This window comes from Comamonas sp. SY3 (genome assembly GCF_041730275.1).
Lineage (GTDB): Bacteria > Pseudomonadota > Gammaproteobacteria > Burkholderiales > Burkholderiaceae_C > Comamonas > Comamonas sediminis.
The window spans coordinates 26,892-48,034 of record NZ_JBGTYN010000027.1 but is presented as its reverse complement, the minus strand read 5'-3'; the positions used below and the strand labels follow the sequence as shown (position 1 = coordinate 48,034).

At 62.4% G+C, this 21,143-nt stretch carries 17 protein-coding genes; 14 read left to right on the top strand and 3 right to left on the bottom strand.

The genetic code is table 11. The features are described from left to right. Positions 1-25: 25 nt before the first annotated feature. The 5 genes from ACCQ08_RS23015 to ACCQ08_RS22995 all read left to right on the top strand — a co-directional run bounded on the left by ACCQ08_RS23015 (position 26) and on the right by ACCQ08_RS22995 (position 4,513). Complete coding sequence (locus ACCQ08_RS23015; RefSeq protein WP_373451113.1) at positions 26-928, top strand: hypothetical protein; 903 nt, start codon at positions 26-28, stop codon at positions 926-928. Positions 929-951: 23 nt separating this feature from the next. Continuing rightward, complete coding sequence (locus ACCQ08_RS23010) at positions 952-1,989, top strand: N4-gp56 family major capsid protein (RefSeq protein WP_373451112.1); 1,038 nt, start codon at positions 952-954, stop codon at positions 1,987-1,989. 76 nt (positions 1,990-2,065) lie between these two features. Then, positions 2,066-2,521, top strand: coding sequence for a hypothetical protein (locus ACCQ08_RS23005; protein ID WP_373451111.1), 456 nt, complete (start codon positions 2,066-2,068; stop codon positions 2,519-2,521). A 14-nt stretch (positions 2,522-2,535) separates the two neighbouring features. Further along, entirely contained in the window at positions 2,536-3,192 is a 657-nt protein-coding gene (locus ACCQ08_RS23000) for a DUF6682 family protein (RefSeq protein ID WP_373451110.1), read from the top strand. A 13-nt stretch (positions 3,193-3,205) separates the two neighbouring features. Beyond that, complete coding sequence (locus tag ACCQ08_RS22995; protein WP_373451109.1) at positions 3,206-4,513, top strand: hypothetical protein; 1,308 nt, start codon at positions 3,206-3,208, stop codon at positions 4,511-4,513. Between the two features lie 8 nt (positions 4,514-4,521). Here the strand turns inward: ACCQ08_RS22995 and ACCQ08_RS22990 are convergent, their stop codons facing one another. Further along, on the bottom strand, positions 4,522-4,926 hold the full coding sequence (locus ACCQ08_RS22990) for a hypothetical protein (protein ID WP_373451108.1): 405 nt from the start codon (positions 4,924-4,926) through the stop codon (positions 4,522-4,524). A gap of 178 nt (positions 4,927-5,104) precedes the next feature. On the opposite strand from ACCQ08_RS22990, the gene ACCQ08_RS22985 reads away from it, so the two are divergent. Next, the gene (locus ACCQ08_RS22985) at positions 5,105-5,335 is read left to right on the top strand and encodes a hypothetical protein (protein ID WP_373451107.1); all 231 of its coding nucleotides are present in this window, start codon (positions 5,105-5,107) and stop codon (positions 5,333-5,335) included. Continuing rightward, positions 5,332-6,186 (top strand): hypothetical protein, encoded by an 855-nt coding sequence (locus ACCQ08_RS22980; RefSeq protein ID WP_373451106.1) that lies wholly within the window; start codon positions 5,332-5,334, stop codon positions 6,184-6,186. Before ACCQ08_RS22985 ends, ACCQ08_RS22980 begins: the two co-directional genes overlap by 4 nt. A 53-nt stretch (positions 6,187-6,239) precedes the next feature. Here the strand turns inward: ACCQ08_RS22980 and ACCQ08_RS22975 are convergent, their stop codons facing one another. After that, the gene (locus ACCQ08_RS22975; protein ID WP_373451105.1) at positions 6,240-6,674 is read right to left on the bottom strand and encodes a hypothetical protein; all 435 of its coding nucleotides are present in this window, start codon (positions 6,672-6,674) and stop codon (positions 6,240-6,242) included. A gap of 142 nt (positions 6,675-6,816) precedes the next feature. Here ACCQ08_RS22975 and ACCQ08_RS22970 point away from each other — a divergent pair, with 142 nt between their 5' ends. After that, entirely contained in the window at positions 6,817-13,758 is a 6,942-nt protein-coding gene (locus ACCQ08_RS22970) for an LPD38 domain-containing protein (RefSeq protein WP_373451104.1), read from the top strand. On the opposite strand, the gene ACCQ08_RS22965 is transcribed toward ACCQ08_RS22970, so the two are convergent. After that, on the bottom strand, positions 13,753-13,923 hold the full coding sequence (locus ACCQ08_RS22965) for a hypothetical protein (RefSeq protein WP_373451103.1): 171 nt from the start codon (positions 13,921-13,923) through the stop codon (positions 13,753-13,755). The two genes, ACCQ08_RS22970 and ACCQ08_RS22965, sit on opposite strands and share 6 nt — an antisense overlap. Positions 13,924-14,568: 645 nt before the next feature. On the opposite strand from ACCQ08_RS22965, the gene ACCQ08_RS22960 reads away from it, so the two are divergent. From ACCQ08_RS22960 to ACCQ08_RS22935, 6 genes are read left to right on the top strand one after another with little or no spacing between them, the layout of a single operon-like run. Next, positions 14,569-15,366 (top strand): hypothetical protein, encoded by a 798-nt coding sequence (locus ACCQ08_RS22960; protein WP_373451102.1) that lies wholly within the window; start codon positions 14,569-14,571, stop codon positions 15,364-15,366. A gap of 9 nt (positions 15,367-15,375) precedes the next feature. Continuing rightward, the gene (locus tag ACCQ08_RS22955; RefSeq protein ID WP_373451101.1) at positions 15,376-16,467 is read left to right on the top strand and encodes a hypothetical protein; all 1,092 of its coding nucleotides are present in this window, start codon (positions 15,376-15,378) and stop codon (positions 16,465-16,467) included. Between the two features lie 7 nt (positions 16,468-16,474). Beyond that, a complete protein-coding gene (locus ACCQ08_RS22950) occupies positions 16,475-17,161 on the top strand; it encodes a hypothetical protein (protein ID WP_373451100.1) in 687 nt (228 codons plus the stop codon). Then, positions 17,155-18,321, top strand: a complete 1,167-nt coding sequence (locus tag ACCQ08_RS22945) for a hypothetical protein (protein WP_373451099.1) — start codon at positions 17,155-17,157, stop codon at positions 18,319-18,321. Before ACCQ08_RS22950 ends, ACCQ08_RS22945 begins: the two co-directional genes overlap by 7 nt. Further along, a complete protein-coding gene (locus ACCQ08_RS22940; protein ID WP_373451098.1) occupies positions 18,318-20,705 on the top strand; it encodes a hypothetical protein in 2,388 nt (795 codons plus the stop codon). Before ACCQ08_RS22945 ends, ACCQ08_RS22940 begins: the two co-directional genes overlap by 4 nt. Then, the gene (locus tag ACCQ08_RS22935) at positions 20,702-21,142 is read left to right on the top strand and encodes a hypothetical protein (protein WP_373451097.1); all 441 of its coding nucleotides are present in this window, start codon (positions 20,702-20,704) and stop codon (positions 21,140-21,142) included. The genes ACCQ08_RS22940 and ACCQ08_RS22935 overlap by 4 nt, the downstream gene beginning before the upstream one ends. The last annotated feature ends 1 nt before the right edge of the window (position 21,143 follow it).

Here is a 21,143-nt window from a genome sequence, read left to right as displayed (position 1 = left end):
CATTCAACGTAGGAGTGCATGACACATGGACGCAAACCAGCAGGAGCAGGAAGCTTTCGAACGCAGCTTCGCTGAAACATCTGGCACGCCACTGCCTTCCCCCGCACCGGCAGCGCCGGCCGCCGAGGAAGCTGCAACGGCACCAGCAGCAGAAGCTGCCGCGCCTGCGGCCCCTGGCACTGAGGATCAACCCAACGCGGATGCAGGCGAGGGCGCTGCCCCTGCCGCATCTGGTGAGGAAGACGATCCGATTGTGTTCGAGGGCTACAAGCGCAGCGAAGTCCAGCGTCTGATGGGACAAGCCGCAAAGGTGGAAGACCTCGCGCAACAACTGCGCAGGGCCAATGGGAAGATCGGCGAGCTCAATGGCCGCCTGCAGTCCCAGCCCGCAGCGCCCGCCGCCGCCCCGACGCCTGCACCGGCGCCCGAGCTTTCGGCGGAGCTGCAGCAGTTCGAGCAGGACTATCCCGATGTGGCCAAGTACATCCATGCCCGGTACGGCGCAGTGCAGCCTCAACCGCCGGTCGCCCCGCCAGCCCAACCGCAGCAGCCCGTGGCCACGGATGCAGCGCCGGTGCAGGCCGAGCAAGACCCCATGGCGATTGAGATGGCTGTGATGGACCGCATGCACAAGGGTTGGCGCGAGAAGGTGCAGTCGCCGGAATTCAATGTCTGGCTGGCTGCACAGGAGGAGCAGGCGCAACAGGCCTTTGCAGAAGCCACCACCGCCGACGGTGTGGCAGCCGTCATTGGCCAGTACGACCAGTTTGTCACCGCGCGATCGAGTGCCGCCGAAAAGGCCGCGCGTGGTCAGCAGCGGCTCAAGGCTGCCGTGACGCCTACTGGCAATGCACCTCGCCCTCAGTCTGCGCCCACCGAAGAAGAGGCATTCCAGGCCGCATTTCAAGCAACACTCAACCGGCGCTGAGCCGGATCTGAAGGAGAAGATTCATGGCTGAATTCAAGAGCACTGATCCGGCTGCCCGGATTGGCAAACTCAAGGGCGAAATCCTCGGTCACGCTGTACCGTGCGAAGTGCTGGGCATCACTGGCCAGCAACGCGGTATGCCCAAGAACCAGGGCAAGACAATCGTGCACCGTCGCTACCTGCCTTACGGCGCGACGAACACCGATTGGAACACCCGCAACCGCCCCAAGGCTGAGCCTGCAGCTCACGAGCTGACCGAAGGCGTAACGCCTGCGGCCGACACTCTGGTGCCCCAGGACATCACCGTGACGCTCAAGCAGTACGGCTGCCTCTATCAGCTCACCGACCAAACGGTGGACACCTACGAGGACGACGTGCCCGCCGAGATGAAGAAGCAGTGCGGTGAGCGCATTGCGCTGGTGCGCGAGATGATTCGCTACGGCACCCTGAAGGCGTGCACCAATGTCTTCTATGCTGGTGGCGGCGCATCGCGCGCAGCGGTGAATGCCAAGATCACGCTGCCACTGCTGCGCAAGATCAGCCGTAACCTGCAGGCAAACCACGCCAAGCGCATCACCGGCATTCTGGCGCCTTCGGCGAACATCGCGACTCAGCCGGTCGAAGCAGCTTACTTGGTGTTCACCAGTACGGACGCCGAGGCAGATATTCGCGACCTGCCAGGTTTCACGTCAGTGGCAGAGTACGGCACCCGTAAGCCGGTAAGCGCTTATGAGCTGGGCAGTGTGGAGAACTACCGCTTCATCACCAGCCCGGAACTGGCGCCATACGCAGATGCGGGCGTTGACATCGGCGCTACCGGCCTGATGGGTGAGACGAAGGTGGATGTGTATCCATTCATCGTGGTGGGTGAGGACGCCTGGGGCCAACTGTCGCTGCGCGGCGCGGATGCCTTGGACCCCACCTACATCCCGCCAGGCCAGAAGGACAAGAGCGATCCCCTGGGCCAGCGCGGCTTCGTGGGCGCCAAGTTCTACATGGCTTGCACCATGCTGAATGAAGGCTGGATGGCTGTGGCCGAAGCGGGCGTGAGCGCGCTGTAAGCCTGTAAGCAACTGGGCCCGGGGTAGATTCGTCTGCCCTGGGCCTTCCTCTCAAGATCTGATGAAAGCAAGAACCATGGCCACCGCACCACGCAAACCCGAAGTCGACTCTACCAACGAATACCTGGGCGCAACGCCGGCCATGGAGTTTGGTGTCGTGCCCGACTTCTCCCCCGAAGTCATCGACTCGCCTGTGACCTTCAAGGACGCCGAGCTGGAAGCCTTCATGAACGAGCCTGTGATGGTGACGGTGCTCTCCGGCGGCAAGGACAACGAGGCGCCTTTCGTGCAGGTGGCCGTCAATGGCGTGCTGCAGATGTTCCGCCGCGATGTGCCCATTGTGGTCAAGCGCAAGTATGTCGAGCGCCTGGCGCGTGCCAAGGAAACCGGCTATGACCAGGACCTGGACGACCGCTTGGGCGAGCAGATGAACGTGCTCAAGCAGGCCAAGAGCCTGCGCTACCCCTTCCAGGTGAACCGCGACGACAACCCCAAGGGCAGCGCCTGGCTGCGCTCGGTGCTCGCTTCCTGATCTGAAAGCGTGCGATGACCCTCAAAGAACTGATCAAGCTGTACCGGGCTGAGTCGCTGGATCAGTTCGACCCGGTGCTTTGCGACGATGAGCTGCTGGCGATCTATGCCAATGAAGCCCAGGACGAAGCATGCAGGCGTGGCCAGCTGCTGCGGGATTCGTCTTCGCCCTGGTGCACGGTTCAGGTTGAACCCGGCGCCGAAGCCATCGACTTGAACCCGCTGGCGATCCGCGTCATTCGTGCTTTCGTGGATGGCCAGGTGCTGCAGCCGTTGAACGTCGATGAGATGGACGCCTTCTTCCCAGGGTGGCAATCCCATCCGGCACGGGAGGTTCCGACCCACTTGGTGGCCGGCGTGACCACCGACCAACTGTTCCTGTGGCCACGGCCAGGCAAGGCATGCACGATCAAGCTGACCGTGCAGCGGCTGCCAAAGAAGCCTATGCAGGGGTGCGGCGACAGCCCCGAGATCCGACGCGAACTGCACTCAGCTCTCGTGGGCTGGTTGCTCTACCGCGCATACAGCCGCACCGACTCCGATCTCTTTGACCCCAACAAGGCCGCCTCAGCGCTGGCCAGGTTCGAAGAAGAATTTGGACGCAAGGCCAGCGGTCGCAATGAAGAGTGGGTTCGGACTGGTGACGAGATGATGCCCGGCCCGATCGCTTAAGAAAGGAAAGATGATGGCTACCTCTTATGGCGATGCGGCAGCAGCCTATCGCAACCCTCTGGTGCAGATGATCCCCACGGATTACGACAAGCGCACACCAATGCCTGATGGCTCGCAAAACAATCCCATGAACAGCGAGCTGGGGCGCAATGTCACCAACACCCTGAATGCAATCCCTGGTGCTGCCGCTGTGCCTGGCTCGGCCGCACGCGCTGGCGGGCTGGTTGCGCGCGCCTTCGGGGCCGCCGCTCCCGCCGCGCCCTATGCGCCGGCGGCGGGGCTGGCGGCTGCAGTCGGTGTTGGCCGGTCCGCCGCTGAGCCAGCACCCGCACCGGCGGCGCCTGCTGCCGCCCCGAGCCCAAGCAACTACACCTACCAGCAGCAAGGCGAAGCGGGTCCACCGGTGCCGTCCACCAATCCTGCTGCAGCGCCCGCTCCAGCGGCGCCTGCCATGACTGGTCTGGTCTCTCGAATTGGCAACAGCTACAGCGGTACCAACGTTGGCGGCAATATCTCCATCAACGGCGCCGAGCCGGGCGGTGGTTTTGTGGGGAGCAGCAACCCTCTCGTGCAGCGCGCGCTCCAGCAGCAGGCCGCGCCACAGGTGCCGCAGTTCGGCGCCCCCCAAGCTGCGCACAGCGGCAATGACTGGGAAGCGCGCAACAACCTGCGCAACCTGGAAGTCTCGGCCAGCTCTATCACGAACAACGGCGGTGCCTTCGATTCTCGGCGTGGCCGGATCAATGGCCCATCGGCAGCGCAGTCAGCTTTTCAAGACGCGCAGCGCGCGGACCTCGCGGCGCGCGGTGCACAACCTGGCCTCGATGCCGCAACGAACCAGGTCAACTCCAACCTGCAGCGTGAAGGCATGCAGCAGGACGGTGCCAACTCGCGCAGCTTGGTGCAGGCAATGCTCTCTCAGCAGCGACTCGACCAGGATGCAGTGACCGCAGGCTACGCCAACCGGGCCGCAGGCCAGACCGAGCAGATGCGCAACCGCATCATGACCGAGCCGGATCCCGCGCGCCGCCGCTCGCTGGTCGACACGATGTTGGCCATGGAGGGCAAGCAGACGCAGGCAGATCCCTACCTTGTGGTGCCAGGTGGCCAGCAGGTCGACGCCCTCAGCGGCCGGGCCTACAACACGCCCTCGACAGTGTTCAACCGGCAGACGGGGCAATGGGTGCAGCAGCCTGGGCAGGGCGCGCAGCATGCACCTGGAGAGCTGGGTAATCCGGCTAGCCGACCCGTTGGCACAGTTTCTACTGTCAACGGCAAGACAGCGGTTTGGAATGGCCAGACCTGGGTGCCGAACGCGTAGGGCTACCTTTACTTGGCTGGAGGCGGTGTAAGCACACCACCTTCCCAGTCAGTGTCATACAGCCGCCGGCAAGCAATGGCCACCAGAGTGGCAGCCTGATTGCTCCGAGTGTCCACAGCCTTCTTGGCAGTGCACTCGGCCCCTGACTTGAAGCCAAGAGCGCCACGGCCAGAGCCTTGAGGTATGGCCTCGATGCCGCCAGGGTGCTCAGCCAGGCACGACTGCATGATGGCGTGGGCCGCAACGTCGTTCTGCGCTGCAGGGGCCTTGTCCAGGATGCAGGTGGCGTAGCTCGCTGCCATAGCAGGAGAGGCGAACACTGCAAAAAAGATCATCGAAATTGATCGCATGTTTTGTCCCGCATCGGAAAGTGTTACATCTAACCGTATGATGAAAACGGTGTAAAAGTACATCAAAATTATTGCAGCATAAGGCTTCGCGCTATTACACTGTGCTCGTACACAGTACCATCAATGATACAAATCGCATGACTAGCCGCGAGGCAGTCACAGCGCTCAATAGTATTGATCTATTGATTGCGAACAAATTAGGACCTTCGATGCTTCAGTCTGAAGTGTGTGGGAGATGACTATGACCTCAGCTCTTCTCTTCAATGCAAATGGCGTGAGCCTTTTTAACCAACGAGTGATCTCCCGCCCGGAGACCGCAACCGTTTTTGTTGAGCGTCCTTCAAAAGACCCTTTGGCAGCTCGCCTTGAAGAGTCTTTGAGGCAAGTGGCGCAAGCTCAACGCAAGCTGCGTGAGGAACAGTCCAAGGCTGCTCCTGTCCGAATCCTTGATCAAGAAGTTCCTGCTTTGTGAATAACCCAATCCAAGCATCTACCGAGAATCTTCCATTTCCTCGCGGCACTCTAAAGCCTGCTCAGTCACCCCTTTTCTGGGTGCAAAATAAAGATCGTTATTTACGTCAACTTTTGATTTCGGATATTCAAAAGTTAAGTGGGCGAGAGCTACTTGTTTATTTTTCGGATTGCGACCGGTCAGAAGCTCAGATAGAACCATCAGATGATATATATCTGTCTGAATTGCTTAGGGCGTCAAGAACTGACAAAATTGATCTGTTGTTAGAGACTAATGGTGGTTTTACAGACGCGACAGAAAAAGTGTGTTCTGTCATTACCAGCTCAGGTAAGGATGTGCGGGTTGTAGTCCCAAGGCGCGCAAAGAGCAATGGAACTGTGATTGCTTTCTGTGGCTCAAGCATTGTGATGGGCTTGGATTCGGAGCTCGGCCCAATTGATCCGCACTTGAACAACATGCCTTGTGATTTCATTGTGAAAATTGAGGGCATTGACCCGTTAGTTCTTCTCAGTGCACAGGCTGGTATTCAGCAGACCAAAAAACTAGCTTCGCAATTGCTCAAAGCCAAGATGCTAAAGGACAAGGATGAGGCTCACGTGGATGTTATTGTCCAAAGATTGGCAAGTCGAGATCAATACCATTCGCACGGTTCTGTTATTGATGCTTCCGAAGCAATGAAGTTGGGTTTGAGCGTAGAGCTATTGCCGCCTGATGATCCTATGTGGCAACAGTTGTGGCTGCTTCGCACCATTTACTCTCATGACTGTTTGGCTCGTGGCTACTCAAAAGTCTTCGAAAGTGAATACGTAAGCTCTCCAATAGTTATGCCGCGACCAGCGGGTGCTAGATAATTTACCGTGATTGATTTAGGAAACCCGCTTCGGCGGGTTTTTTCATGTCCGCCTCAAGGCAGACTCGGTAGATCTTGAAGCAGTCTCCTGTACAGCCTGGCCAGCTGGTCGACGTTGCTCCGATCCCGAAAGTCTCCGCTGCCACCATCCTCGCCATTGAACTGAGCGTGCCAAGGGGAAGGGCTCATGATGATCAATCCCATGGGTGCATCGGGGAACTGATCCGCTGTCAGGTCCACCACAAGGTTGTCGCGCTGGAGCCATGCGTGAGATGTCCAGGTGTTGTCGCGAACATCGCCCCTGCACCCGCTCATCCATTTGAAGCCTGTGATCGAGTGGTCAACCAAGTAGGCACCGAAGAGCAATGACGTGTCCCCACAAGCGCCTCGAGGGAAAAGCTCCATACCGATAGGCCTCGATTTCACCGGGACGTTTTCGATGGCTGTCCGAAAGCGTTGTGCCAATTCTCGGATCTTCGTGATTTCCATGTGCGCCTGCGCCTCTGCGTGTCGTTGCTTCCGGATGTTGGCCTGGTAGCAACACTATAGGCGGCTTGGCTTGGTCGGGCACCCTGAATCCTCACCCCCTCTGGGGTTCGACTGGGGCAGCCGCTCCCGGAACACTGGGGGCATGGCTGAAACAGATTGGGAAAAAGGCAGCTTCGCTGCTCCACAAACATCCTCTACCAACTGGGAGACGGGCGCACTATCTGCGCCCGACAAAGGCGGCATCGCCTCCGACCTTGCCAAATCCGTCAAGGTAGGCGTGCAGCGCCTGCCGGGCATGGCCGCTGGCCTGGCTGACCTCCCCATAGCTGCTGTCAGCGGCGCGCGCCCGGTGACCGCTGCAGCTGACGCCATCGGCAAAGCCACGGGCTTCCAGCCTGGGAAGTGGGCCGACGAAACCAAGTTCTCTGCTGGGCACGAGCAGGGCCGCAAGGCTGTCGACGAAGCCTGGGAGCAGGGCGATGTCGGCTCCATTGCCAAGGCCTACCTGCAGAATCCTGGGTACACCGCTGGCCAGGTGGCTGAATCCCTGCCGGGCATGGTCGCGGGCGGCCTGGTCGGGCGCGCGTTGATGGGCGCCGGCGCGGCAGCGGCTGCTGGCAATGCCGCCGGCGGCGCCGCGCGCGCCGCAGTGCCAGGGTATCTGGAGCGCGCCGTAGGCCAGAAGCTGGCCGTGCCGATTGCCGCCGGCGTCGGTGAAGGTGCCATCACCGCTGGCCAGCAGATGGCACAGTACCAGGGCGACGACCAACAAAAGAATGCGCTGGCCTCCCTGGGCGCTGGTGTCGGCACCGGTGCGCTGGGCGCCGTCGGCGGCCGGGTGGCCAACAAGCTGGGCCTGGAAACGGCAGAAACTGCCATCGTCAACGCAGGCAAGGGCCGGCTGGCGGAGGGCGGCGCCAAGTCGCTGGCCGGGCGTGTGGCTGGCGGCATGGTGTCCGAGTCTGTGCTGCAGGAACTGCCCCAGTCCACCCAAGAGCAGATGTGGCAGAACTATGCTGAGGGCAAAGACATTTGGGATGGCGTGGCGCGCGCTGGCGTGGAAGGTGCCATCGCCGGTGGCGTCATGGGCGCCGGTGCCAACATTCGTGGCCGTCGCACCGAAGGCGAGCACGCCAACGACCTGGCCCGCGATGCGGCCTCCAGCGCCAACGGCCTTGCCGAGGAAGCGCAAAACCAGCCCGCGCCCCTGATGCTGGGCACCGCACCCCCCGATCAGATGGTGTCCTTCCCCGATGGCAGCGTGGGCCGGCGCGGCGAGGTGGAGAGCTACCTGGCCAACCTGCCCGAAGACCAGCGCGAGCAGGAACGGCTGCGCCTGGCGGGCCAGCAGTTCACCGAAGTCAACGACCCGCAAGCGCAGCAGGCGCGCCGCTGGTGGGAGAACTATGGCGAGGATGGCACCCCAGCCGAGCGCCCCGACTATCTGGCCGAGGTGCAGCAGGCTGTGCGCAGCGGCACCCCGTTCAGCACGCAGGAGACCGTCGACACAGTGCGCAGCGCCATGGAGGACGCCTGGCTGCAGCAGCATGTGCAGGCCGAGGCCACGCCAGAGACTGCGGCCGCGCCGGCGCAGGCTGCCGATGCGATTGGCCAGCAGCTGCAGGCCGAGTTCGACCAGGCCGGTCAGGATGCCGCCGTCGCAGCGGTGGATGCGCGCGTTCGCACGGGCCGCGTGCTGACCGGCTTGCAGAACGTGCTGGACGCCGGCGCCGACAACTCCCTGCAGGTGCTGTCCCGCTTGAATGATTCCCTGGTGCGCATCGGCGAAGACCCGCTGCAGCCGGGCGAGGTGGCGCGCGTGCGCCGCATGACGGACGCCTACATGGGCTTCAAGGGAGCAGGGGAGGCCGCGCCATTGCCGTCGGCGCCGCGCCGCCCGGCCGACATCAACGCCGACAACGCGGCCATGGAGTCTTTGATCCCTGAGCGGCCACTATCCGAGCGAATGGGGCTGAACCCTGCCGCCGGCCCGCTTTCCCGCGCAGCAGTGACCGCTGTTGATGGAGCAGCCAATGCCCAAGCTACCCAAGGATCGCTGGCCCGAGCCGCCCAGTCCCTTCCCGCAGCCCGAGCCCTTCCCGTGGAAGCCACTGGGCCTGAAGCAATTTCGCAACCCGTAGGAGCAGCCCTTGTCCCGCAAACCGATCAAGCCCAGCAAATCCCAGCGCAACGCCCGCAAACAGCAGGAGCGCAAGCAGTCCAACCAGAGCGTGCGGGGCTGAACGATGGCAGCACCACGCCTCAGAACACTGGAGCGCAAACAACGCCAGCGCCAAGCGCGCAAAGCCAAGCGGCGCCTGCAGCGCAGGAAGTAGCTGCACCTGCACTGGCCTGGCCAGAGAACTGGCGCTCAAGCATGCTGCGCGCTGCACCGGTGGCGCGCGCCATGGGTATCGAGACGCGCGGCAAGCGCCTGGCGCAAGTCGTCTCCGAGGTGGATGCTGCGGATGCGCAGCGCGCGGGCGTGGAGCAGACCGGGGCAGATCTCGCCTCCGGTCAAATCGATGGCGAGTGGAGCGCCTTTGCGCCAGAGACTGGAACCCTGGGCATTCCGCGCGCAGAGATGCCGCAGATCAAGGCCTCCCACCGTGGAGCCCTGGTCAACTTTTTGAAGGCGCGGGGCATCGATAGCAAGGCGGCAGAGATGCCGGCCAATGATCTCAAGCCCACACAGGCGGAGTTCTCGCAGCGCAAGGTGGATGCCGCACGCACCTTCACCGGTGGCGACCGCTCCATTCTGGTGTCGTCTGATGGCTATGTGGTGGATGGCCACCACCAATGGCTGGCCAAGCGTGCCAACGGCGAGCCGGTGAAGGTAGTTCGCCTGCAGGCGCCTATCCGTGAAGTCTTGGCGCAGGTGGCTGAGTTCCCGAGCACGCAAGCTTCTGATGGCGCAACAAACAACGAAGGAAATCGCAATGCTCCAGCCACACCAGATTTACGGGTGGCAGATGTCAGCACGCAAAGCGCTGGCCCTTCTGCGACAGTCGGGCGAAGTGACGCGGCTACAAGCCAGGCAGCTGGACAGCCTGCTGCGCAGCCCGCCGCTGGACAACGCGCTGATACCAGAGAGCCTGGTGCCCGTGTGCCTGAAACTGTACCTGGCCGAAGTGGCACCGGCGAACCTGCTGCCAGCCTGAGCGCCTCGCAGGCCCAGGCCGCACAGTTCAGCCGTGGCACCCCGGGCATGACGCCAGAGCTGGCCGCCGCGATTATGCGCATCAAGATGCCCGCAACCGTGGATACGGTGCGTGCGGCCGTGCGCGACCTGGTCGGCGGCCTTGGCACCCTGCCCAACCGGCTGGGCCGTGTGGTCGTGGCCACATCGGCGGAGATCCGCCAGACCTGGGAGCCGCTGATTGGGCCCGTGGCCATGGAGGCCGCCGGCGACACCGGCCGCGCCCAGGGCTTCTACGACCCCAAGACCAAGACGGTGTTCCTGATCGCTGACCACATCCAGCGTGGCCAGGAGGCGGGCGTTGTAGCGCACGAGCTCATGCACAAGCACGGCGAGGCCGTGCTCGGCGCCGAGGGCTGGCAGCAGCTGCACGGGATGATCGAAGGCTGGGCCAGCGCGCCAGAGGGCAGCATGGAGCAGCGTGTCTACAGCGAAGCGCAGGCCCGCGTGCAGTCGTCCATGCCCGAAGGTGCGCAACAGCAGCAGTATTCGTCGCAGGAGCTGTTCCCATATGCAGTGCAGGTGGCGCTGGAGATGGGGGTGCGCCCCAATCTGCTGGCCAAGCCCGGCACCGTAGCTCGCTGGCTGGGCCAGGTGCGGGCCGCTCTGCGCCAGGTGTGGGCCAAGATCACCGGCAAGCCTGGCCAGTTCGAAGCGCAGGACATGGTGAACCTGGCATTTGGTATCGCCCAGCGAGAAAACCCAGAGCATGCCGGCGAACTGGATGGCTCGATTGCTCCGTTGCGCACAGCGACCAACTTCCTGCAGGCGCGCCAGGCCGCCAAGGCTTTTCAGGGTAAAGAGTTGACGAATGCAGCCACAGGCATGACGGCAGTTGTCGCCAGAAACAGCCTAGACAAGATGTTGAGTGGCAAAGCAGTCAGCAAGTCGGAGACGCCGGCTACTCACGCAATGGCTGTAGCCAACGCCGACAACCTTTTTGAGCGCGCATCCTGGGGCTGGAGCAAGCCCGATCGTTCAGACGATTTGAATATCCAAGCGATTCATCGCTTCTTCGCTCCTCTGGAAATTGACGGCCGTACCAAACTGGTGAAACTGACCGTCAAGGAAACGACCCTTGAGAGGGCCCACTCTCTATACACCCTGGAGGCCGTGGAACTAAACGAGAAGATGCCAGCGAAGGAATGGCTGGAGGCTGCTGCCCGCGAGGATGGGGTGAGCCTGGACGCAAAAAATCCCCTGCAGCGGGGAGTGGGTCCGCGGGATAGCTCCCGAGAAACCCTCGCGCCACCCCGCGGTTTTACCCCGGGCGACTCTGCAGAGGACGTGCGTAGTTTAGCGCAAGCGGTGGAGCGTCGCAATTCTGCCCCCTCACAGGCGCCGGATAAGGCAGAGCCCACCAAGGGACCGGGAGGCGAGGGAGTGCAGTTCAGCCGTGCTGCCGCAGCTACGATCACCGACAACTACAACCCCTCCCAAAAGCAGGCGGCAGAAAAGGCCTTCGGCGCCATGGCCAGGCAGACCGTGGCGGAGCGCGCCAAGGAGATGCGTTCGAATCTGGACACCAAGCTGCGGCAGGGCCTGGTCGACCAGTTCGCTCCGATCAAAGAGGTGAGCGCCCATGCATACATGCTGGCCCGCCTGTCCAAGGGCAGCGACGGCGCGGTGGAGGCCGCCTTGCTGTACGGCAAACCATTCCTGAAAGACGGTGTGGCCGATGTCAACATCCAAGATGGCGGCTTTGCCAAGGTGCTGGCCAGCCTCAAAGGTGAGCACGACCGCTTCTTTCAGTGGGTGGCAGCCCAGCGCGCCGAGCGCCTCAAGGCCGAGGGCAAGGAGAATCTGCTCACCGACCAGGACATCTCTGCCCTGAAAAGCCTCAACACGGGATCGTTCCAGGATGGCACGCCGCGCATGCCGGCCTACGCGGCGGCCCTGCGCGAGCTCAACGCCTTCAACGAGGCGGGGCTCAAGATCGCCAAGGAGTCCGGCCTGATCGACCAGGCCGCCATGGACCTGATGAAGGATCAGCCCTATGTGCCGTTCTACCGCCTGATGGAGGACGGCGACATCAAGGGCGCCAGGTTCAGCTCGGGCCTGATCAACCAGCAGGCCTTCAAGAAGCTCAAGGGCGGCACCCAGCAGATCAACGCTGACCTGCTGCAGAACACGCTTTTAAACTGGAGCCACCTTTACGCGGCAGCCGCGCGCAACCGCGCAGCGCTGGCCACGATGAAGGATGCAGAGGCTATGGGCATCGCCTACCAGGTGCCGGCCGACACCAAGGGCGCTGTAAAGGTGATGCGCGACGGTGTGACCGAGCACTGGATGATCGAAGACCCTTACCTGCTGGACGCTGTGTCCGCGCTGCACTACACCCCGAGCAAGCTGGCCCAGGGCATGGCGCCGTTCAAGCGGCTGCTGACTATGGGCGTGACGATCAATCCCACCTTCAAGATCCGCAACCTGATCCGCGACTCGCTGTCTGCCATGGCGCAGTCAGATCTGGGCTACAACCCGTTTGCCAACGTGGCCCAAGGCTGGAAGGCCATGGACAAGAACAGCCAGACGCAGGCCTCGATGTTGGCATCGGGCGGCATCATCAAGTTCGGAACGCAGGAGGACACCGGCGCGCTGCGTCGCAAGATCGACAAGCTGGGCGGCACCATGCTGGACAAGGATGGGTTCGGGAAGCTCAAGAGCCAGATGGCTAGCCTGTGGGAAGCCTACGAGGAATTCGGCGACCGGACGGAAAACGCCAACCGCGCAGCGCTGTACGAGCGCCTGATCGCCAAGGGCCACAGCCATGCCGAGGCCTCGTTCATGGCGCGCGACCTGATGGATTTCTCCATGAGCGGCAAGTGGGAGATGGTGCGATTCCTCACCCAGACGGTGCCGTTCCTCAATGCACGCATGCAGGGCCTGTACAAGCTGGGCCGGGCGGCCGCTGAAGATCCCAAGCGCTTTGGCGCCATTGCGGGTGCGGTATCTATGGCCAGCCTGGGCCTGCTGGCCGCCTACCAGGATGACGAAGACTGGAAGAAGCGCGACGACTGGGACCGCGACAGTTACTGGTGGTTCAAGATCGGCAACCAGGCCTTCCGCATTCCCAAGCCGTTCGAGGTGGGCTCCATCGGCACGCTGGCCGAGCGCACGGCAGAGCTGATGCTGAGCAAAGAGATGACGGGCAAGCGCTTTGGCGAGCGGCTGAGCGACATGATCTTCAACACCTTCGCCATGGACCCGACGCCGCAGGCGGTCAAGCCGCTGCTGGACGTTTACGCCAACAAGGACAGCTTCTCCGGCAAGGCCATCGAAGGGTTCGCTGATGAGCGCCTGCGCCCGCAGGACCGCTACAGCGACCGCACTTCCGAGGTTGCGCGCTTGCTTGGCTCTTGGGGGCTGCCCGATCCGGTGAAGCTGGCCAAGGGCGACTACTCTGCTCTCAGCCCCAAACAGATCGACTTCCTCATGCGTGGATACACAGGCTGGCTGTCCACCGTGTTCACAACGGCGACCGACACTGTGCTGCGGCCGATGATGGGCCGGGGAGATCGCCCCGAGATGCAGATGCGCGATGTGTTCCTGGCAGGCAACTTCGTGGAGAACCTGCCGACCAACTCCAGCCGTTACGTCAGCACCATGTACGACCAGGCCCGGGAGATCAGCCAGGTTTGGGCTTCCTACCAGGCGGCAGTGAAGAGCGGCGATGTGGAAGGAGCGGCCAAGATCGGGGCGGCCAATCCTGAGGCGCTGGCCAAGCGCATCCCCGTGGAGGCGGCCAAGACACGCGTAGCAGAACTGTCGCAGCAGGCCAAGAAGGTGGAGGGCGACCGCCTCATGAGCGCGGAAGCCAAGCGCCGTCGTCTCGATGAGATTGCCGCTCAGAAGGATGCGATTGCCAAGCGCCTGGCCACCCTATGAGCTGAGGGTGCCCTGACGTAGGAACTGCCACACGAAGCCGCCAGCGCCGAGCAAGACGATGATCACCCAGAAGGTGGACCACATCTCTCGGCGCTGCTCGCGCGTGGTGATGTTAAGGAAGATGACGATCAGGATGATCGCGCCCCAGAAGACTAGTGCTGCCATGCGCGCAGCATATAGCTGATGCATGTCAGCGCCAATCCAATGGGGTCGGGCGGAAGAATGCCCTTAAAGGTTGAGTGCAGTAAAGGCCTCGAAGATAGGCACATGTTTGATTGTTGTGAGGATCAGAATGTGCACAACAGCCTCAACAAGCCCTGTCAAAGCATCAGCCAAGTCCTTGATACCACTAAGCACTATCAATATTTTCAACATACTCATTCCCATGAAGAAAGGTATGCGGACTGGGTAGCGAATGTAAGAACCGACTCTGAATCCTTAAAAAAGGCTAGAGTTTTATGTCGGTGAAGCTATACTGACACTATCCAAACCGCGTTACTACCAAGTTGCCGTTACGGATCTGACCCGGGGGACTGCGAATCCTGCCGGGTCAAACTTTTTGTGCCTCCGACTATCGCCAGATGGCACTCGTGGACACCACATAGGGGGTCTCAGGGATTAAGTCTACGCTACCTGTAGCGTTCCTGGCAGCAAAAAAGCAGGCCCAATTTCTGCTGGATCTGGCCTTTTAGTCAATCCAGGTGTGCTCACCCCTATGGGGTTCGACCTTTTTTCTCACTGAATCAACACTTGTCGTCATGTTCTACGTGGCGGCAACCGGGCGGCCACGAACTCACCCTAGGAGTTCACATGGCCATCACTACCAGCTACCCCAAGGGCATGGAGCGCTTGCTCCAGGGCTCCATCAACTTCGCAACTGACACAATCAAGGTTGCTCTCATCACCGACGCCTACACCTACAGCGCTGCGCATGAGTTCGTCTCGCAGCTGGGCACGCGGGTGGGCGACGACATCACCTTGGTCAACAAGTCGATCACAGGCGGGGCCTTTGATGCTGACGACGCCGAGACCGCTCCGCTGGTGCCAGGCAGCACCATCAAGGCCATCGTCATCTACAAGGACACGGGCAACGCCAGCACCTCCCCGCTGCTGCTGTACCGCGACAACGTGACAGGCTTCCCGCTTGCGACCAACGGCGGCGCGGTCAAGCTTCCATGGGATAACGGCCCGCTCAAGATTGCAGCGCTGCTTGAACCATTCTTCCCCGCAGGGGGCGAACTGGTACTGGGCGCCGGGGTGAACTTTCTCACCGACGATCTGAAGGTCACGCTCCTGCCGGCCTCGTTTGATTCCAGCGGCACCTATCGCTTCCTGGCAGACGTGGGCACCACGCTGGGCACTGCCCAAGCCTTGACTGGCCGCACCATCACCGGTGGCGTGTTCAACGCCGACGACGTGGAATTCGGGGCTGTGGCGAGCGGCTCGCCAGGCTCGGTGCTGCTCTACAAGGACACGGGCGTGCCAGAGACTTCGCCCGTGCTCCAGCGCATCACACAGGTGGCCGGCTTCCCCTTCGCGGCCAACGGTGGTGCTTTCACGCTTCGCTGGTCCGACGGCGCACTCAAGATTTTCAGCCTGATCCCATAAGGAGGCGCCATGGCAATAGACGCCTTCTCCAACAACGCATCCGGCGCCATCACCGTGGCGCTGGGCAGCGAGGACACCGTCATCACGCTGCCAGACGACGGCAGCGCGGACCGCTTTGCCAATCTCTCGCAGGGCCTTATGCAGCGGGCAACCCTGTCCAATCCAGCAGTTCCTGGTCAGATCGAGATCGTCTACATCACCGCCAAGGATGGCTCCAGCTTCACCGTGAAGCGCAATCAGGAGGACACCTTTGCCGCCGTTGACTGGCCGGCTGGCACCACGCTGGAAGCGCGGGTTACTGCCGGCATGCTGGGGCGCTTTCTGCGCGCTGATGACCGCGGCGTTTTCAAGACCACTGGCGGCGAGGGTGGCGCGGGCGGGACTAGCTTCCTCGTGAACACCAAGGTGGAGCGGGAATCGCGCGTGGTGCAACTGGCCGGTGTGCAAATGCTGCACCGGCCCGGCGCCGCGCTCACCACCACCTTCTCCGCTGGCCGCTACTCCCAAGACATGAACATGTCGGTGGAGACTGTGGGCGGCTCCTGCTTTGTGGAGCTGGGCGACAACATCGAAACCTGGCAGGCCGGGCAAACCTATTCGAACCGGGCCATCGTGGCGCCGCCTGTGGCCACCGGCTTCAACTACCTGTTTGAGGCGAGTGACCCCCAGTTTCCTTACACGCAGAGTGCGGAGGATCCGGGATTTGATAACTCGGGCTATGCCATCGAGGCGTACAACCCTGACAGCAGCGGGGAGGGTGAGCCAGTTCTGACGGGCCAATGGCTGCCGCTCACGATTCCCCTGGCCGTCGAGCTGAACTTGCCCAGTGTGGCGGCCGGCGTAGCGCTGACCGAAGTGGGCTTTATCTGCTACGAATACGACGCAACCACCGCGCCGGTGATCTCGATTGGTCTTGAGGCGGATGGCGACCTCGTGAGCGCGCAGGCGCTCTCTGGCATCTCTGGCGAGAAGCAAATCCAGCGCTTTGCCGTCACGCATAGCGGGGCTTTGGCCAACAGGATCATGTTCAAGGTGGACACGCCCGCTACCGGGCGCTTCTATGGCCGCTTCTACTGGCGCGGGATGGTCTTTGACCAGTGATTGAGCCATGAGCTACCCCCTTATCAACGGCGCCGCCATCAACGCGGACAGCGCAGCAGAGAACACCATCCCGGGCCTGTCGCTGTGCGCGGCGGGCGTGCCCCTGGCGGTATTCGAGTTCGATGTCGCGGGCTCCATGGTTTGGGGCTTTGGCGCGCTGGCGGCCAAGATCGGCGAGGACGTTGAGCTGTACCTGCCGGGCATCAGCCTGGTGCAGAGCCCCTGGCACAGCGCCGAAGCCAGCCAGCCACCGGCCAGCACGGCATTCTCTGTGTCGGGCTCTCGCGCGCTGGGCATCGGCGCCATGCGCGCGGTGCCTGGCAGCTTGGAAGGCCAGGCGCAAGGCTCCATGGTCTGGGACTTCGGCGCACTGGCGGCCGAGCCGGTGGGATATGCGGCCGGCGCCAAGGTCTTGGGCCTGGGCGCGGTGTCAGCTTCGCGCATTGGAATGGTGCAGTCAGCGCGTGTACTGGGTATGGGCAGCGTGTCGGTGGTCAGTTCCGTGGTCATCCCCGGTGTGTCGCTTTGCCGGGCCGGGCCCGTTGCAGCAACACTCGCCGGCATGGATGGCCTAGTTGAGGGCTCGCAGGTGCTTGGGTTTGGTGGGCTGACGGTGTCTTATGCCTTCCGCGTGGGCCAGTCTTTGGCACTGGGCATCGGGGCTATGCGGGTCGAAAGGGATAGCGAATGCTGACATTTGAATCATTCACCGGCATCAACAACGTGCAGCCCGCGCACCGGCTGTCGGGCAGCGACCTGCTGGCGGCCGAGAACGTGGACATCGGCCTTACCGGTGAAATTACCCGGCGCGGCGGTCTGACCCTGGTGGACGAGCGCTGCCACAAGAACCTGCACCAGGCCGCTGGCTTCATGCTGGCTACCGTGGGCCCGGTGCTGACTGCCATCCACCCCGATGGCGCCCGGCATGTGATTCATCCAGCCATGGGCTCGGACCGGGTCTGGTACTGCGACCTGCCTGATGGCCGCGTGACCTACAGCAATGGCTTGATCCAGGGCGTGACGGATGGGCTTGCCGGGCGCGAGCGCAGTGTGCCCCGGCCGCAAGGCCTGGGCGCGCCAGATGTGGGATTTGGCCAGCTGCACCCCGGCAACTACCGCTACCACCTGAGCTATGTGCGCTTGGCCGATCACCTCGAAGGCCCGGCCATCAGCTCCGAGCCCATCGCCATCTCCCAGGGCGGCCTGCACCTCGACGCGCTGCCGGTGCTCGATGGCCATGCGATCAACGTCTACCTGAGCGGCAAGGACGGGGAAGGGGCCTATCTGGCCGGCTCCACCACGGAGGCCACCTTCCAGTACGCGGGCAACAACGCGGCCCTGGTCCTGCCCTGCCGCACCTTGGGCGCGCAGAGCTTCCCGGTGGGCACGATCACGGCCTTCTGGCGCGGCCGCGTCCTGGTGGCCCAGGGCAACGTGCTGTGGGCGAGCCGCCCCAATGCCCCGCACTTGAGCGACTGGCGCGACTTCAAGCAGCTGGCCGGCAAGATCACCGCCATTCAGCCCGTCGATGACGGCGTCTACGTGGGCACAGACCAGGACCTGCTGTACCTGGGCGGCACCACCTGGGATGGCCTGGTGTACCAGCCAACCAAGCGCGGGCCCGTGGTGCTGGGCTCGGGCGTGGCGGTGCGCGGCGACAAGGTCAAGTTTGGCGATGGGGCGGGCTCTGGCATGGCCATGCTGTGCATTGCCGGCGGGGAGATGGTGGCCGGCTTCAACCAGGGCCAGACCACCAGCCTCACCGCCAACCGCTACAAAACCGATGTGCAGGAGGTCTGCGCCACCTTCCGGGAGGTGGACGGCATCCCGCAGTACCTGGCGATTCCGCAATGAGCCTGTGGAACCCCTACGCCTTCACCCCCACGGGAGCGCGCGCCTCAGTGTCGGCGCCGCCTGCGCTGCGTGTCATCGGCGGCCGGGCATCGGGTGAGCAGATGGGGATGGCACAGGCCGCCTTTGCGCAGTTTTGCGGCCGCAGCCGTGTCTCCTTCTGGCAGAACCCCAACGAGCAGGGCACGCTGCCTGACGGCTCCCGCTACAAAATCATGGTGGTGGGCAACAGCACGGTGATGACGATCTGGCCAGTGAATGCCCAGAGCAAGCCGCCTGGCAAGATGGGCATCATGCTGACCACCAAGGTGAACGACAGCTACATCAGCAAGCTGTTTACCCCGGGTGGTGAATTCGACAAGCCAGACGGGACCTGGGAAGTGACCGACCTGCAGGCAGGCAGCCGCGATGGCGTTTACGCCACATCGAGCTTCGGCGGCAAGTTTCCCGCATGGGCCCAGAACCGCACCTTCGCGACGCTCACCAAGCTCAGTTACATCACCAGCTACGGTGGTTATGGCAACCGCCGCTTTATCCAGGCCTACCCTCAGCTCGACGGCGCGCCGGTGGCACTGCTCGACAGCCGCACGCTCCTGACGCTGGTTCGCTCGCGCGGCGGGCTGGAACTGCACCGGCTGACCATGCTCAAGCCCGGGGAACTGTTCCCACTCAGCGAGAACCCATATGCACTGGATCCGGTCGAGCAGACCTTCGACATCAAGCTCCACCAGAACCTAGTCATTGGCGACATGGCTGCGAGCGTCCCCTTTGCAGAGGACTTCTGCATCAGCAAGGATGGCACCCGCGTGCTGGCCGTGTACCAAGGAGAGGGCACGGTGATCGTGCCGGGGGTGCCAGCGAACGGACAGGTTGTTCGATGGGCCGTGCCGAATGCTCCGCAGCTCGGGGCAGAGGTCAACTCCGACGGCAGGGCCGTGTATGGCTACACCGATGGGGACTTCAATGACAGGCCCCGGGATCGGTGGGTGCAGGCGCGAGAAGCCAATTACCGGATTGCTGAATACCGCATGCAGGGCGGTAGCCTCTCCCGCACGGAGCTTGTCTTTAATCAGACCGGCGCATTTGTTGATGTCGATCCTATTGCGGACTGGCGCATCAATTTCTTCGGCTCGGCCCCGAGCACTGAATACAACATCGGTCCCAACCTTTGGGGCAATACGCTCTCGCGCAATCAGCCGGTCTGGTCCACCCGCTCAGCCCCAATGGTGGTGATCACAAACCGGGAGTACCTCGGGGATGACGCCAACGGAGATCCCATGTACCGCACCACCTGGAAGGGGTCGGGGCCGGTGAACGCCACCGAAACATCGAGCTGGAAGGGGCGCAATGTCCTATTGAACTATTTCGCGGGTAACGAGCGGGTGCTGCTGGTGGTCGAGTCTGAGGGGCGCTATTCCTTGAGCGCCACCGGAAACTATGACGAGACCGCTGACATCTGGTCTGGATCCTCTCAAAACAATGCGAGCAAGGAGCACAACGATGGCGGGTCGATTTCTCGCTCGCGCAGCTCCTATGTGACGCTCAACACTGGGGAGAAATTCCAGATCATGGAGCAGGTGGTCTCTGAGAGCGGCTCTTTTACCTCCCGCCAGGTGAATGCAGAGCACACCAACCAGGCGGAATTGTGGGTGGACAACTGGACTACCTCCGATGTGTCCTATTCAGCAAAGCTGCTCTCAAGAGGCATCTACGTCTATGACCCATCGCTCTATCTGCTGGTCTACACCGAGGGCACGGCTGAGCATTCTGGCGGGTTTGCTTATGACGCCCATACATGGACACACAACAAAGGCGCACTGCGTGACAACGGGACGGATTCCTCCCTATCCAACAACTGCCCCTTGCCCAATCCAAAGTTCAGCTTGGTGATCCGCTTTGGCAATACCAAGCTTACCTTTCCCATCCAGCTGCGCACCGACGACGCCATTGCTCGGAAGCGGGCGCGTCTGTCATGGGGCGTGACCTGCGGCGTGGAGCCAGAGTGGCAGTTACCCGCAAAAGGGCTGATCACGAGCAACAGTGGCCGGAGCTTCGGTACACCCCCAGGTTTCCGTGAGAACGCGCAGCAATGGGGAGTGAACGAAGGGCGCTTGGTCAATTCGACCTACGCTTTCTTCGAGACCATCCCCCGCTGTGTGCCTCTCACCTGCACCATGCCGAACATCGAGGTCTATTACGCCAAGGACCCCTGGACGGGCGCCGCGTTGCTCCTCATCAAGCCCTACCAGATCGCGGGCGGCGTCTCGGTGAACCTCACTGTGGATGAGCCCATGGCCTTTGCCATTGACAGGACGGGCGTCAGGCGTGTGTCTGCGCTCGATGCCAGCGTGCTGGTCAACCAAACCACGAACATCAACCCAGAATGAACGCCATTGTCCTCAACACCCTCACTGGGGCCGTGAGCGAATACACCCGCCACGAGTTCCAAAGCGTCACGCCCACACACGCGGGTGCGGCCTCGGGCCTTTATGCCTTTGGCGGCGACCTCGATGTGGACCTGCCCATCGTGGCCAGCATCCGGCTGCCGGCCACCTTGCGCGAGACCACCCTCAAAAAGCGCATCGACATGGCTTACCTGTCTATGCGCGGAGAGGGCTGCGCGCAGTTCAGCGTGCTGGGCCCCGACGACTTCCCCTGGGAGTACCAGTTTCCCCTGCGCAGCAGCGGGCAGACCCGGTGCCAGGTGGGCAAGGGCATCCGCGAGAACTACCTGGGCTTTGCGCTCAGCAACCCTGCCGGCCAGGCCTTCACCCTCGATCGCATCGAGATCCTGACCCTCGAATCCAAAACACGGAGAGTTTGAT

What these genes read in the sequence shown, in the direction of transcription:
- ACCQ08_RS22975 (WP_373451105.1), bottom strand. Translation starts at nt 6,674, where the DNA reads ATGGAAATCACGAAGATCCGAGAATTGGCACAACGCTTTCGGACAGCC.
- ACCQ08_RS22985 (WP_373451107.1), top strand. Translation starts at nt 5,105, where the DNA reads ATGACCTCAGCTCTTCTCTTCAATGCAAATGGCGTGAGCCTTTTTAAC.
- ACCQ08_RS22990 (WP_373451108.1), bottom strand. Translation starts at nt 4,926, where the DNA reads ATGTACTTTTACACCGTTTTCATCATACGGTTAGATGTAACACTTTCC.
- ACCQ08_RS22960 (WP_373451102.1), top strand. Translation starts at nt 14,569, where the DNA reads ATGGCCATCACTACCAGCTACCCCAAGGGCATGGAGCGCTTGCTCCAG.
- ACCQ08_RS22965 (WP_373451103.1), bottom strand. Translation starts at nt 13,923, where the DNA reads ATGGCAGCACTAGTCTTCTGGGGCGCGATCATCCTGATCGTCATCTTC.
- ACCQ08_RS23015 (WP_373451113.1), top strand. Translation starts at nt 26, where the DNA reads ATGGACGCAAACCAGCAGGAGCAGGAAGCTTTCGAACGCAGCTTCGCT.
- ACCQ08_RS22945 (WP_373451099.1), top strand. Translation starts at nt 17,155, where the DNA reads ATGCTGACATTTGAATCATTCACCGGCATCAACAACGTGCAGCCCGCG.
- ACCQ08_RS22995 (WP_373451109.1), top strand. Translation starts at nt 3,206, where the DNA reads ATGGCTACCTCTTATGGCGATGCGGCAGCAGCCTATCGCAACCCTCTG.
- ACCQ08_RS22970 (WP_373451104.1), top strand. Translation starts at nt 6,817, where the DNA reads ATGGCTGAAACAGATTGGGAAAAAGGCAGCTTCGCTGCTCCACAAACA.
- ACCQ08_RS22955 (WP_373451101.1), top strand. Translation starts at nt 15,376, where the DNA reads ATGGCAATAGACGCCTTCTCCAACAACGCATCCGGCGCCATCACCGTG.
- ACCQ08_RS23010 (WP_373451112.1), top strand. Translation starts at nt 952, where the DNA reads ATGGCTGAATTCAAGAGCACTGATCCGGCTGCCCGGATTGGCAAACTC.
- ACCQ08_RS22950 (WP_373451100.1), top strand. Translation starts at nt 16,475, where the DNA reads ATGAGCTACCCCCTTATCAACGGCGCCGCCATCAACGCGGACAGCGCA.
- ACCQ08_RS22940 (WP_373451098.1), top strand. Translation starts at nt 18,318, where the DNA reads ATGAGCCTGTGGAACCCCTACGCCTTCACCCCCACGGGAGCGCGCGCC.
- ACCQ08_RS22935 (WP_373451097.1), top strand. Translation starts at nt 20,702, where the DNA reads ATGAACGCCATTGTCCTCAACACCCTCACTGGGGCCGTGAGCGAATAC.
- ACCQ08_RS23000 (WP_373451110.1), top strand. Translation starts at nt 2,536, where the DNA reads ATGACCCTCAAAGAACTGATCAAGCTGTACCGGGCTGAGTCGCTGGAT.
- ACCQ08_RS23005 (WP_373451111.1), top strand. Translation starts at nt 2,066, where the DNA reads ATGGCCACCGCACCACGCAAACCCGAAGTCGACTCTACCAACGAATAC.